We start from the raw sequence: 13,150 nt of genomic DNA, 5'->3' as shown, positions 1-13,150 counted from the left end.
AGATGAACAGTCTTTCCGGTGGTACCCGATTGCGGCACGCGCACCTGGTCTCGGCGCTTGCACTCGCGCTCACTGCGGTCGGCGGTGCGTACGCGCAAGCGCCGGCGCCGCTGACGGCGACCTCGACCGGCGCGATGTTGGCCAGCGAAGCGGGCGCCAGCGTCGGTGTCGAACAACGAGTGCGCGCTGAGCTGCGCGCGGTGATGACCGAATTGATCGAGAGCGGCGCGTTCGGCAACGCGGGCCCGGGGGACATCCACCTCGCCATCGAAACGCCGGCACAGCAAGTTAGCAACCTCGGCGTGCTGGTCGACAGCGCGCGCAAGGACCGCGACGGCGTGCATGTGCTGGCGATCACGCCCGGCGGTGCCGCGCAGAAGATGGGCGTGCGCAGTGGCGACGTGCTGGTCGCGGTCAACGGCCGCTCGCTGGCCGAGTCCGATGCTGCGGCGGCGCTGCTGCGCGGGACCATCGAAGCGTTGCCGAATGGCGGCGCGCTCGGCTTCGACGTGCGTCGCGACGATCGCACGCTGTCGTTGAACGGCACCTTGTCGAGCATCCAGCTGCCGGCGATGCGGCTGACCATCGGCGACGGTGAGCTGGTCGCCTCGGCGGACGGTTCCGGCCCGAACAGCGGTTGTGGTCGCATCAGCGATTTTGACGTCGCGCCACATCAGCAGGGCCTGCATGCCGCGAAGATCATCAGCATCGATGGCGTGGCGCCGGGACCGCAGGGATCGCACTCGTTTCGCGTTGCTGCCGGTCGACACACGGTCAAGGTGGCCGAGCTGATCGACAGCCGCTACCTGCCGTTCAATGACCGCCTGCGCAACTCCGGTCCGAGCGCGAGCCACTACAAGACGATCGAGGTCGAGGTGGCGCCGGACACCACCAGCCTGATCGCGGCGCATCTCGACGACGCCAGGCGTGGCGATTGGAAGGATGGCGCGTACTGGTCGCCGGTGGCGTGGAAGCAGATCAGCGAGAGCTGTCGCTGAGCGAAGCGCGGCGCTCGCCTGCTGATACGTTCCGAGCGTTCGCGGTAATCGCAGCTCGCGGCAGCGAGAAATGTGGAGACGCCGCCGAGCCCGTGATGTGCCGTCGAATCCACATTCGTTCGACAGGCTCGTGGCGTTCGGCGATCATCCCGCAATGACCGCCCTCAGCGTCAACATCAACAAGATCGCCGTGCTGCGCAATTCGCGCGGACATGCCGAACCCGATCCGCTCAAGGCCGCGCGCGTCGCCATCGATGCCGGCTGCCACGGCATCACAGTGCACCCGCGACCGGACCAGCGACACATCCGCGTCGACGATGTTTTGCGCGTCGGTGCGATGCTTCGGTCGGACGGCTCGGCGACAGCGGTCGAGTACAATCTCGAAGGCAATCCGTTTGCACCGCCACGCGGAAACTATCCGGGTTTCATCGAACTGGTGCGCGCCGCTCGTCCGGCGCAAGCGACCTTGGTTCCGGATGGGGACGCACAGATCACCTCCGACCACGGCTTCGACCTCGCGCAGGATGCGGCGCGGCTGATGCCTCTGGTGCGCGAGCTGAAGGCGATCGGTTGCCGCGTCAGCCTGTTCATCGACGCCGGTTGCGCCGACGTCGAGCGTGCAGCGGAGATCGGCGCGGATCGCATAGAGATTTACACCGAGCCGTATGCAAACGCGTTCGCTGGCGGCGACTACGCTGCCGCACTCGCCGACTGCGTGCGCACGGCCGAGCGGGCGTGCGCAGCCGGGCTCGGCGTCAACGCCGGACACGATCTCAACCAGCGCAACCTCGGCGCACTGAAACAGGCGATTCCGTTCCTCGCCGAAGTCTCGATCGGCCACGCCTTGATTGGCGAGGCCTTGTATGACGGACTCGCGCCGACCGTGCGTGCCTACCTCGCGATTCTCGCTGCCGGCTGATCAGCGGGGTCCGCGCGTCACGGTTGTGCGCGTGCGTCGAGGATGCTGATCGCACCAAGCCCGCTGCCGTGCGCCAGTGCAAGCGCATCGGCGACCTTCTCGTAGGGCGTGTCCGCGTCGGAGCGGATTTCGAGCGATGGCGGCGGCATGACGAGCGCTTCGGCCGACAGCGTGCGGGCGAGCTGCGCGCGGCTCATCGAGATGCCGCCGAGGTAGAGCTCGCCCGTGGAAAGGATCGACAGCGCGAGCGTCCGCGGCGGTGCCGTCTGGCGGTGCGAATCGCCGGGCAGCGGCAGGCGGTGCAGCGCCATCGGCGCGGCGACGATCATGATCACGACGAGGGCGAGCAGCACGTCGATCAGCGGCGTGACGTTGATTTCGGCACGTGCGGCATGGGAACGGAACGCATCGGTGGTCATACCGGTTCTCCGTTTCGCGGTTCGATCTCCGCGGTCCCAGCCTACGCCCGCAGCATGCGAGCGCGCAATCTGTACCGCCAGGCGAACGGCTGACCCGGGCTGGGCCATCATCCTTCGATCCGCGCGGCAGCGTGGGGTACAACGGAAATGGTTCCTGCATTTCCGTTTTGCCGTCCACCCATGGACATTAAAAAAGGCGCCATGTTGCCATGGCGCCTTTTCTGGTCTTGCTGCTTGTTCCAAACGCCCGCTATTCGTTGCCGCCAGTCGTCATGAAGCCCAGTTTGACCATGCCTACCGACTTCGCCTCGGCCATCACGGTGGCGATCTTCTGCCACTGCGTCGGCTTGTCGGCGCGGATCTGCAACTCCGGCTGCGGGTTCTTCTGTGCCGCGACGCGCAGCTGCGACTGAAGGATCGCGTCGGTCACCGGCTCGTCGTTGAGGAACAAGTCGCCGTTTTCCTTGATCGCGAGATCGAGCGGCTCCGGTTGGGGCTGGTCGACCACGTTCGGATTGGCCTGTGGCAGGTCGATCCGGATCTTGTGAGACATCAGCGGTGCCGTGATCATGAAGATGATCAGCAGCACCAGCATCACGTCGACGAGCGGCGTGACGTTGATTTCCGCCATCGGGCCGCCGCCCGAACCACCCGTACTCATTGCCATGGCTTACTTCCTCGCTGCGGCAACCGGAACTGCGCCGCTGTCGACGCGCGAACCCGTTGCGAAGAAATCATGCAGGTCGTGCGCGAACTCGTCGAAGCGCGCGTAGATCACGCGGTTCTGACGCACGAAGAAGTTGTACGCAAGCACCGCCGGGATCGCGACGAACAGACCGAACGCGGTCATGATCAGCGCTTCGCCGACCGGACCCGCCACCGCTTCCATGGAAGCGTTGCCCGACGCGGCGATCTTGATCAGCGCGTGGTAGATGCCCCACACGGTGCCAAGCAGGCCGACGAACGGTGCCGACGAACCAACCGTGGCGAGCACGGTCATGCCACCTTCGAGGCGCAGGCTTTCGCGCGCGACGGCCTGGCGCAGCGAGCGGTCGATGAACTCGGAGCGGTTGAGGGCTTCGACGAGGCGGCTGCCTTCGTTGCGCTGGTGGTGCGCGGCGGCCTGTGCGGCGTCGAGTGCGATCTTCGAGAACGGTTCGCCTTTCGGCTGGTCCTCGAGGAAGCGCACGGCGTCCTGCGCGGACGGCGTATCCCAGAACGTATTGATGACCTTCTCCATGCGCGCACGAATCATGCTGTTGCGCAGGAAGTTCGCGACCACGAAGTAGATCGACGAGATCGACATGACGCAGAGGGTCACGAACACGATCCAGCCAAGCAGGTCGAAGTTCTGGATCAGGTCGTGGAAACCCATCTGGCTCATGGCCGCGGCATTGCCGCCACCGCCAGGAGGGGGAACGACAGCAGGCTGAGCCGCTGCGGGGGTCTGAGAGGCATCTTGCTGCATGGCGCTACCCTATTCGGACAAATGGAAATCAATGGGAACCAAGGCATACCCGGGCGCGGGTCTGCCACCCTTTGAACCTGGATTGAATTTCCAGGTCTTGACGGCTTCGATGGCTGCCTGATCCAGCAGGCGCGAGCCGCTGGACTTCTCGACCGTCACTTCCTGTGGCGAGCCGTCGACGCCAACCAACACCTTCAGAAGGACCTTGCCTTCCTGATGCTGACGCGCAGCCATCGGCGGGTACCGCGGCGGACGCATCTTACGGTAGCTGATGTTTTCGCTCGGCGCGATGTCTTCCGGCGGCGGTGGCGGCGCGGGTGGTGCCGGCGGTGCGGCCGGGACCGACATCGGAGACGCCTCCTCCACGATCGGCGGAGCCGGTGGCGGCGGCGGCGCCTTCGGCGGCGGCAACACTTTCTCGATCACCTTCGGCGGCGGCTTCTTCGGCGGCTCCGGCGGCGGCGGCGGCGGCGGCGGCGGCGGTGGCGGCGGTTCGATGAACTCGACCGTGACCTTCTTGTCGACGGCCTTGTCCTTCGCGGGCGGCGGTGCAACCGGCGCCATCATCATCGCGAATGCAAAAACGTGCAGCGCGAACGCGCTGGCAAACGCTGTTACGCGTCGCCAGCTGAAAGAGTCGCCGCCAGATTGATTGGTATCAGCCATCAGTATTGACCAACGAAAATTGAGTCTGTGCGGTCGCCCGATCGATGCCGACGCTCGTTCCCTTCCCCGGGAGCGCTGGCGCAAGAGCAGGCCAAGGTACAACAGGCGATGCCCTTACGACAAGCGTTTGCATTGCTCGATCGACGGCCGATCATGGAGTTGTGTGTCGTTTTTCCGGTAACACGAAAGGTTGCAACGTCAGGACGAGCACAGCGGGGTTGCGTCGGCTTTCCGGCGCGCGGCTATTTCTTCTTGGCGCGATTGATCTTTACGCCACCCTTGGCCGCCTTGAGGCGCTGCTCGGCCATCGACTTGGTGCTGGCGAAACCCGCGGCCTTCTGCCAGTCGGCCGTCGCCGCCGCGCCCTGCCCAAGGTCGTTCTCGGCGTCGCCGCGCAGCAGGTAGGCTTCGCCTTCCTGACGCAGGCTGCCGCGTGAAATGGCCCGGCTCAGGGCGTCGACCGCATCTTTCGATTTGTCGGCGTAGAACATTAGGTAGCCGAGCTGGTAGTCGACGTTGCCGTCCTTGGCCATCGGCGATGCCTTGCCATAACCCTCGATCGCGCAGGCGTCATCCTCGCTCTGGGTACAGACGTCGCCCAGCAGCTTGTAGTTGTCGTAGGTGGGCTGCAGCGCGTTCTTGCCGAAACCTTCCTTGAGCGTGGCAGCGGCATCCTTGGGCTTGTCGGCCGCTGCGTACATCTTCGCGAGCTGGACATAGTCGTCGTTAGTCGTGACCAAGCCCTGGGCCTTTGCCTTGGCCATCAGTTCGAGCGCCAGCTGATCCTTGTCGCCCTGTATGTAGACCGTCGCGAGCTGGTTGATCAGCTTCTTGTTGTTTGGATCCTTTGCGAGCTGGCCTTTGAGAAGTTCGGCGGCCTGGTCGTACTGGTTCAGTTCGAAGTAGCTCGCCATCAGGATCTGCGACCAGCTGTCACTCGGCTTGTCGGTCATCGACATCGCCTTCTTCATCGTGTCGATCGCCGGCTGGAACTGCTCGGTACGGTAGTAGGCGTTGGCTTTGAGGGCCTGTTCGTCGGCGCTCTGCGTGCCGGTCTGCTTTTCCCAGTCGGCCAGCGTGGCGAGCGCATCCTGGTACTTCTCTTCCTGCAATTGCGTCTGCGCGAGTGCGTAGATCAGCTGGAACTGCGCGTCGTTCGGCAACGCGTCGAATGCGATCGCCTTCTTGTATTCCTCGATCGCTTGCGCGCCCTTTTCCTGATCGTAGTAGACCTGCGCCGTCAGCTGGTGCGCAAACGCCTGCGCGTACGCGCTCGAGCCGCTGTTGCCGAGAACCTTCTCGATCATCGGCTGCGCGTCGGCCGACTTTCCGTCATTGACGAGGTCAGCGGCCTTGTTGAGCAGCGTCTGGTCCTTCGACGACATGCTGACCTTGGGGTCTTGGCGCGTGGCGTTCGGATACTTGTTCGCCTCGTTCTTGTCTTTCGCGAACACGCCGGCGCTGCATGCGAGGCCGACGCTGCACACGCCGACCAGGAGCCACTTCGAGAGCTTCATGACGATTCACCCCACTGGGACATACGAAGGTTGTCGTCTACCGCGCGGGTGACGAAAACGAGGGCATTGAGGGTACCGCCGAGCCTGCGAAGGACACAAGCCGGCAATCGAACGCGATGGATGTTGCGTGGCAGCATCCATCGCGTGCGGCGGAAGGGTCAGACGTCGAGGTTGGCGACCCGCAAGGCGTTCTGCTCGATGAATTCACGCCGTGGCTCGACCACGTCGCCCATCAGGGTCGAGAAGATCTGATCCGCCGCGACCGCATCCTCGATGCTGACCTGCAGCAGGCGCCGCGTATCCGGGTTCACCGTGGTGTCCCACAGTTGCTCCGGGTTCATTTCGCCGAGACCCTTGAAGCGCTGGATGGTCCGACCCCGCTTGGCCTCGTCCATCAACCACTCGTAGGCCGCACCGAATCCGCCCACCGCGAGGCTCTTGCCACCCCGACGCACCAGCGCACCGGGCTGGATCAGGCCGGCGAGCTGGCCTGCGGCTTCGACGATCGGTCGGAACTCGGGTGACGCGAGGAACTTCGCCGGCAGGACCTGGGTGTGGCGCAGGCCGTGCTGGTCCCGTTCGATGACCAGCGACTGCGCGTGCTCCGGACCGCCCGGCTGGATGCGCAGCGAGTAGCGCGGCTTGCCGAGGCCGGAACTCGCGAGCGTTGCCGACAGCCGCTCGATCCACGCCTGCAGCGCGGACTCGTCGTTCCAGGCATCCGCGGCGAACGGCGCATCCAGCAGCGCACGCAGGAACGCGCCGTCGAATCGGAAAGCCAGCCGCTCGATCTGGTCGAGCGCGGCGCGGTACAGCGCCATCAATTTCTCGAGGCCGGTGCCGGTCACCGCCGGCGCATCCGGCGCGTAGGCGAGCTCGGCGCCATCGACCGCGTTGGAAATCAGGTAGGTGTTCAGCGCCGCGTCGTCCTTCAGGTAAATTTCCTGTTTTCCCTGTTTCAACTTGTATAGAGGCGGCAGGCCGATGTAGATGTGGCCGCGCTCGATCAGGGACGGCATCTGGCGGTAGAAGAACGTCAGCAGCAGCGTGCGGATGTGCGAACCATCGACGTCCGCGTCGGTCATGATGATGATGCGGTGGTAGCGCAGCTTGTCGACGTTGAACTCGTCCTTGCCGATGCCAGTGCCGAGTGCGGTGATCAGGGTGCCGACTTCGGCCGAGCCGAGCATGCGGTCGAAGCGCGCGCGTTCGACATTGAGGATCTTGCCCTTGAGCGGCAGGATCGCCTGGTTCTTGCGGTTCCTGCCCTGCTTCGCCGAACCGCCGGCGGAATCGCCCTCGACGATGAACAGTTCGGAAAGCGCCGGATCCTTTTCCTGGCAGTCCGCAAGCTTTCCGGGCAGACCCGCGATATCGAGCGCGCCCTTGCGTCGGGTCATCTCGCGCGCCTTGCGCGCTGCTTCGCGAGCACGCGCCGCGTCGACGACCTTGGCTGCGATCGCTCGCGCCTCGGCGGGATTCTCGAGCAGGAATTCCTCGAGCTTCTGGTTGACGATCGATTCGACGACACCCTTGACCTCGCTCGAAACGAGCTTGTCCTTGGTCTGCGACGAAAACTTCGGATCCGGCACCTTGACGGACAGGACCGCGATGAGGCCTTCGCGCATGTCGTCACCGGACAGCGCGACCTTCGCGGTCTTCTGCAGACCGGCCGTCTCGATGTAATTCGACAGCGTCCGCGTGAGAGCCCCGCGGAAGCCGGCCAGGTGGGTGCCGCCATCGCGCTGCGGGATGTTGTTGGTGAAACAGAAGACGGTTTCCTGGTACGCGTCGGTCCACTGCATTGCGACGTCGACCGTGGTGCCCTCGTGCTGCGCGCTGAAATTCACCACGCGCGCGTGCAGCGGCGTCTTCAGCTGGGCCAGATGCTCGACGAACGAGCGGATTCCGCCTTCATATTCAAAGACATCACGCTTGTCGCTGCGCTCGTCGGTCAGCTCGATCTTGACGCCGGAATTGAGGAACGAGAGCTCACGCAAGCGCTTGGCAAGGATGTCATAGTGGAATTCGATCTGGGAAAACGTTCCGAGGCTTGGGTGGAAGCGCACCGTCGTGCCGCGGCGGGTCGACGGACCAACCACCTTCAACGGGAAGAGCGGCTCGCCGAGGGCGTATTCCTGATGGTGCTCGTGGCCGTCGCGATAGATCGTCAACCACAGGTGATCGGACAGGGCGTTGACCACCGAAACGCCGACGCCATGCAGACCGCCAGAGACCTTGTAGCTGTTGTCGTCGAACTTGCCGCCGGCGTGGAGCACGGTCATGACGACTTCGGCCGCGGAACGCCCCTCTTCTTCCTGGATGCCGACCGGAATGCCGCGGCCGTTGTCCTCGACGCTGACCGAGCCGTCGGTATGGATGGTCACCACGACGTGGTCACAGTAACCCGCGAGCGCTTCGTCGATCGAGTTGTCAACGACTTCGAACACCATGTGGTGCAGACCGGTGCCGTCGTCCGTGTCGCCGATGTACATGCCAGGACGCTTGCGGACGGCTTCGAGCCCCTTCAAGACCTTGATCTTGCTTGAATCGTATTGGTCGGTCATTCGGTCTCCGGCACGGCAAATCCGGCGTGCCACGGGGCATGCCGGCAGTCAACAGTTGAATCCACGGATTATAGCAGCCGCGCGGCACGCCCTTGTTCCACGTGGAACCGCGCAACGGGCCGGCGCACCCCGGCGAGATCGCGCGGCTCCTCCGTGCCGGTCAGCAGCACCTGGGCCTCGGTCCGGTCGACCGCGTCGAGGATCCGCCGCAGATGCTCCGCGTCGACCTCCGACGCGAGATCATCGAGACACACGATCGGCCATTCACCAAACCGGCTGGCGAACTGGCGCGCCTGTCCCAACACCAGCGCGAACGCGCAAAGCTTCTCCTGCCCGCGCGAGAGGTACTCCCTGCGCCGGGCGCCCACGAACGTCACGGACCAGTCGGCTCGGTGCGGGCCTGCGCCGGTGTAGCCGCGCGCTCGGTCCCGATCAATCGTCGCCGCCAGCACCTCGGCCAGATCGAGCTCTTCATCGAACCCTGGATCGAACGCCAACGCCGCCTCGCCGAGTTCGGGCAGAAATTCGCCGAGATAGTCGGTCACATGAGATCGCAATAGGTCGAAATACACTCGGCGTTGCGCCGTCAGGGACGTCGCTGCGATCGCCAGCTCGACGCTCCATGGCTCAACTTCGGATTCGGCGGCGGCCTGACGCAACAGCACGTTGCGTTGGCGGAGCGCGCGCTGGTAGCGGCGCCATACCGAAAGGAAATCCTGTTCCACGTGGAACACGCCCCAATCAAGGTAGCGTCTGCGCTCGTCCGACCCGCCGCTGATCAGCTCATGAGAGCCAGGCTCGAAACAGACAACCGCGGTGTGACGCATCAGGTCACCGATTGCGATCGCAGCACCATTGAGGCGGGCCTCGAGCTTGCGCTGGCTGCGCGAAAGCCCAACGCGTTCATCGGCGGTCGCCCGCGCAAGGTCGCCGAAAACCGAAAACCCGGGGCTGCCTTCGCGGGACAGGCTGTCCCGCGCGGTCGAACGGAACGAGCGCCCGTGAGACAAGAGGAACGCGGCTTCCAGCAAGGTCGTCTTGCCGGCCCCATTACCGCCGACGAACACGTTCCAGTCGGGGGCAAACTCGACCTCGCCGCTTTCGATCAGGCGAAAGTTCGCAATCCGCAGGCTGCGAATCCTCACGCCGCTCGCCCCACAGCGCGTTCAGAGCCGCAGCGGCATGATCACGTGGCGGGTATCGTCCGAGTCGGGCTTGCGCACCAGACAGCTCGACTGCCCATCTCGCAGGCACAAGAGGACTTCGTCGCTGCTGATCGCGCCGAGCGCATCGAGCAGATAGTTCACGTTGAAACCGACGCTGAGCTCGGACACGCCGGTGCGTGCCTCGACCTCTTCCACCGCCTCTTCCTGTTCCGGGTTGTGCGCGACGATGCGCAGCCGATTCGGCGCGACCTCGATCTTTACGCCGCGATACTTCTCGTTCGACAGGATCGCCGCGCGCTGCAATGCCGCGCGCATGTCGTCGCGCTGCACACGCACTTCCTTGTCGGCGCCGATCGGGACCACCGCCTCGTAGTCCGGGAAGCGGCCGTCGATGAGCTTGGACGTGAATGTCACGTCCCCACGCCGCACGCGCAGGTGGTTGCGCGCGAACTCCAGTTCAACAATGCCCTCGCCAGGTTCAAACAGGCCCTGCAGCTCGTTGATGCCCTTGCGCGGGACGATTACCTGGCGCGGAGAAGCGATCTTCGCGTCGAGCCGCGTCTCGGCCATCGCAAGCCGATGTCCATCGGTCGCCACGCAACGCAGTGAATGTTCGCGCAGGTCAAACAGCATGCCGTTGAGGTAATAGCGCACATCCTGATGCGCCATCGCAAAGCCCGTGCGATCCATCAATTCCTTCAGCTGCGCTTCCGGCAGGGCGACGCGCTCGACCGTATCGATGTTGTCGACCGTGGGAAACTCGGTCGCGGGCAGCGTTGCGAGGGTGAAACGGCTTCGCCCCGCAGTTACCGTCACTCGATCGCCGTTCTGCTCGAACTTGATCCGACATCCGTCCGGCAACGCGCGGCAGATGTCGAACAGCTTGCGCGCCGGCACCGTGACCTCGCCGGGATCGAGATCTTCCGCACTGGTGCGCGCGATCATCTCCACTTCGAGATCGGTACCGGTCAGCGAAATACCGGAAGCATCCACCACAAAAAGCAGGTTCGCGAGCACCGGCAGGGTCTGCCTGCGTTCGACGACGCCAACGACGTGCTGCAAACGCTTCAGAAGGGTTTCGCGCTGAATGCTGAATCGCATGGTCGGTCCGTCCTGTCTTTATGTTTTTTGTGGAGCGTTGGTTGTTGTAGGTCCTGTGTGTAACCCGGACTACGCCATAAATTTGTTTTATTTCAACGTATTACAGCGAGCAAACCGTGCGGGCAATTGACCTGCGCACCTGTGGGCTGTCTGTGGATAATAATCTGCGGCGTGGTCTCCCCACAGCTTGTCCACAGGCTGGCGCCCGAATCCTATTCGGTCAACGCGCGCACGAGCTTTTCCCAATCCTGGCGCAGCTTGCCATCCGTCTCACGAAAATCACGGATCGTGCGGCAAGCATGCAGCACGGTCGTATGGTCGCGGCCGCCGAATGCATCGCCAATCTCGGGCAAGCTGTGTTCGGTCAATTCCTTGGCAAGCCCCATCGCCATCTGCCGCGGTCGCGCAATCGAGCGACTGCGCTTTTTCGACAACAGGTCGGTCAGGCGCAACTGGTAGTAGTCTGCCACGGTCTTCTGGATGTTCGGGATCGTGATCGCCTGCGCGTGTACGGTCAGCAGGTCGCGCAATGTCTCCTGGGCAAACTCGATGCTGATGCGCCGACCTTCGAAGTTCGCACGCGCGACCAGCGTGTTCAGCGCGCCTTCGAGATCACGCACGTTCGAGCGCATCCGCTTCGCCATCAGGGTCGCCACCTCTTCCGGCAGCTCGACGTTCTTCGCCTGTGCCTTGGCCAGCACGATCGCCGCACGCGTCTCGAAATCCGGCGGCTCGATCGCGACCGAAAGGCCCCAGCCCAGCCGCGATTTCAGGCGCGGTTCGAGGCGATCCACTTCTTTCGGGTAGCGATCGCACGTCAGGATGATCTGCTGCTTGCCCTCGAACAGTGCGTTGAACGTGTGGAAAAATTCTTCCTGGGTCGCTTCCTTGCCAGCGAAGAACTGGATGTCGTCGATGAGCAGCGCATCGACCGAACGGAAGCGTCGCTTGAAGTCATCCATGCCCTTCTGCTGCAACGCGCGCACCATGCCGCTGACGAACTGCTCCGAACGCAAGTACATGATCTTCACATCGGGCTTGTTGGCGCGCATCAGGTTGCCGGCCGCATGCATCAGATGGGTCTTGCCGAGCCCAGTCCCGCCGTACAGCAGCAGCGGGTTGTAGGCGCGGCCGGGATTCATCGCGACCTGGGTCGCGGCCGCCTTGCCCAGCTGGTTGGACTTTCCCTCGACGAAATTCTCGAACGTGTAGCTCGGTTCCAGGTTCGACTCCGGCGCGGCCGGGCGTGCAGTGCCCGCGCGCGAACGGCTGGCCGGCCGCGCGGCGGCGCGTTCCCGCGTGCCGACCTTGACCTCCACCGCTACCGGCCCGTCGCTGAGGTGTTCGAGGACTTCGACGATCGACCCCAGGAACCGTTCGCGGACCGTCTCCATCGTGTAGGCATTCGGTGCCCACAGGGTGAAGCCGGACTCCTCTTCGCTTACCTGCAGTGGCGCCAGATAGGTATGCAGGTCCTCCACGCTGAATTCCGCCTCGAGGCGGGACAGACAGCGTCGCCAAAGATCGCTCATTGCCAGGTTGCTTCCAGAAGGCGGTACGAGCCCGCGAAGCGGGCGACCGCAAGAGGGGAAGTCTAGCAGTACACTCCCGGCTCCCGTTGCGCGGCGACGCCGCGCCCTTGGGCAACCGGTCGGCCGTCAACTTGACATTGCGGGCCCGTGGCCCCTACCATCCGCGCCCTTTTCCTTCAACGCATTGCGTAAGCCATGGCCACCAAGCGCACCTACCAGCCGAGCAATCTCAAGCGCGTCCGCGACCACGGATTCCGCGCCCGCATGAAGACCCGTGGCGGCCGCAAGGTCATCAACGCGCGTCGTGCCAAGGGCCGCAAGCGCCTCGCGGTCTGACCCCTTCGGCGGAATCGCCGATGGCGCGCGCGACCTTTCCTCGTGACGCGCGCCTGCTGACCGCCCGGGATTTCGCCCGGCTGCGCACCTGCAGCCGTCGCGTCTCCAGCCGAAACCTCATCGCCGAAGTCGCAGCCAGTGAAACGACCGGCGTGCGCATGGGCTTGGCCGTGTCCAGGAAGGTTTCCCGCAAGGCGGTCCGCCGCAACCGCATCAAGCGCATTGCACGCGACAGCTTTCGCCGTCATCGCGCGATGTTTCCGGCGCTGGATATCCTGGTGATAGCGCGCAGCAGCGCCGACCTGCAGGACAATCCGGCCCTGCATGCCGAATTCGCCCAGCTGTGGCAGCGCATTGTGGCGTTGAACGTGACCGGTGCCGCCGGCACAATGCGCGACTGACTTGCACGCCGCGCCCAGCGCGCGCCCGCCCCCGTCCTCGACATCGAAGCGGTCGCGACT

The 13,150-nt window shown here is 64.3% G+C and carries 13 protein-coding genes; 4 read left to right on the top strand and 9 right to left on the bottom strand.

The features are described 5' to 3' along the window. Positions 1-2 precede the first annotated feature (2 nt). Together ACILRJ_RS01925 and ACILRJ_RS01920 are read left to right on the top strand one after the other, a co-directional pair. Entirely contained in the window at positions 3-998 is a 996-nt protein-coding gene (locus ACILRJ_RS01925; protein WP_395679811.1) for a PDZ domain-containing protein, read from the top strand. A gap of 154 nt (positions 999-1,152) precedes the next feature. Next, complete coding sequence (locus tag ACILRJ_RS01920; RefSeq protein WP_395679809.1) at positions 1,153-1,917, top strand: pyridoxine 5'-phosphate synthase; 765 nt, start codon at positions 1,153-1,155, stop codon at positions 1,915-1,917. A 17-nt stretch (positions 1,918-1,934) separates the two neighbouring features. Here ACILRJ_RS01920 and ACILRJ_RS01915 read toward each other — a convergent pair whose 3' ends face one another. The 9 genes from ACILRJ_RS01915 to dnaA all read right to left on the bottom strand — a co-directional run bounded on the left by ACILRJ_RS01915 (position 1,935) and on the right by dnaA (position 12,353). After that, positions 1,935-2,336 carry an ExbD/TolR family protein gene (locus ACILRJ_RS01915; protein WP_395679807.1) on the bottom strand — a complete coding sequence of 134 codons (402 nt, stop codon included), beginning with the start codon at positions 2,334-2,336 and terminating at the stop codon, positions 1,935-1,937. A 250-nt stretch (positions 2,337-2,586) separates the two neighbouring features. Next, complete coding sequence (locus tag ACILRJ_RS01910; RefSeq protein ID WP_395679805.1) at positions 2,587-3,003, bottom strand: ExbD/TolR family protein; 417 nt, start codon at positions 3,001-3,003, stop codon at positions 2,587-2,589. 3 nt (positions 3,004-3,006) lie between these two features. Next, complete coding sequence (locus ACILRJ_RS01905; RefSeq protein WP_395679803.1) at positions 3,007-3,720, bottom strand: MotA/TolQ/ExbB proton channel family protein; 714 nt, start codon at positions 3,718-3,720, stop codon at positions 3,007-3,009. A 93-nt stretch (positions 3,721-3,813) separates the two neighbouring features. Further along, a complete protein-coding gene (locus ACILRJ_RS01900) occupies positions 3,814-4,470 on the bottom strand; it encodes an energy transducer TonB (RefSeq protein WP_395679801.1) in 657 nt (218 codons plus the stop codon). A 242-nt stretch (positions 4,471-4,712) separates the two neighbouring features. Further along, complete coding sequence (locus tag ACILRJ_RS01895; protein WP_395679799.1) at positions 4,713-5,987, bottom strand: tetratricopeptide repeat protein; 1,275 nt, start codon at positions 5,985-5,987, stop codon at positions 4,713-4,715. A 158-nt stretch (positions 5,988-6,145) separates the two neighbouring features. Further along, positions 6,146-8,554, bottom strand: a complete 2,409-nt coding sequence (gene gyrB / locus ACILRJ_RS01890; RefSeq protein WP_395679797.1) for a DNA topoisomerase (ATP-hydrolyzing) subunit B — start codon at positions 8,552-8,554, stop codon at positions 6,146-6,148. A gap of 68 nt (positions 8,555-8,622) precedes the next feature. Continuing rightward, complete coding sequence (gene recF, locus ACILRJ_RS01885; protein ID WP_395679795.1) at positions 8,623-9,699, bottom strand: DNA replication/repair protein RecF; 1,077 nt, start codon at positions 9,697-9,699, stop codon at positions 8,623-8,625. Between the two features lie 21 nt (positions 9,700-9,720). After that, complete coding sequence (gene dnaN, locus ACILRJ_RS01880; RefSeq protein WP_395679793.1) at positions 9,721-10,821, bottom strand: DNA polymerase III subunit beta; 1,101 nt, start codon at positions 10,819-10,821, stop codon at positions 9,721-9,723. 212 nt (positions 10,822-11,033) lie between these two features. Continuing rightward, positions 11,034-12,353 (bottom strand): chromosomal replication initiator protein DnaA, encoded by a 1,320-nt coding sequence (gene dnaA / locus ACILRJ_RS01875; RefSeq protein ID WP_395679791.1) that lies wholly within the window; start codon positions 12,351-12,353, stop codon positions 11,034-11,036. 195 nt (positions 12,354-12,548) lie between these two features. Here dnaA and rpmH point away from each other — a divergent pair, with 195 nt between their 5' ends. Further along, complete coding sequence (gene rpmH, locus ACILRJ_RS01870; protein WP_131993844.1) at positions 12,549-12,689, top strand: 50S ribosomal protein L34; 141 nt, start codon at positions 12,549-12,551, stop codon at positions 12,687-12,689. A gap of 20 nt (positions 12,690-12,709) precedes the next feature. Continuing rightward, positions 12,710-13,090 carry a ribonuclease P protein component gene (gene rnpA / locus ACILRJ_RS01865; protein ID WP_395679788.1) on the top strand — a complete coding sequence of 127 codons (381 nt, stop codon included), beginning with the start codon at positions 12,710-12,712 and terminating at the stop codon, positions 13,088-13,090. Positions 13,091-13,150 lie beyond the last annotated feature (60 nt).

Source organism: Dokdonella sp. (assembly GCF_044227025.1).
Lineage (GTDB): Bacteria > Pseudomonadota > Gammaproteobacteria > Xanthomonadales > Rhodanobacteraceae > Dokdonella_A.
Note: the sequence above shows the minus strand (reverse complement) of the source record. Positions and strands in the feature narration are given on the sequence as shown.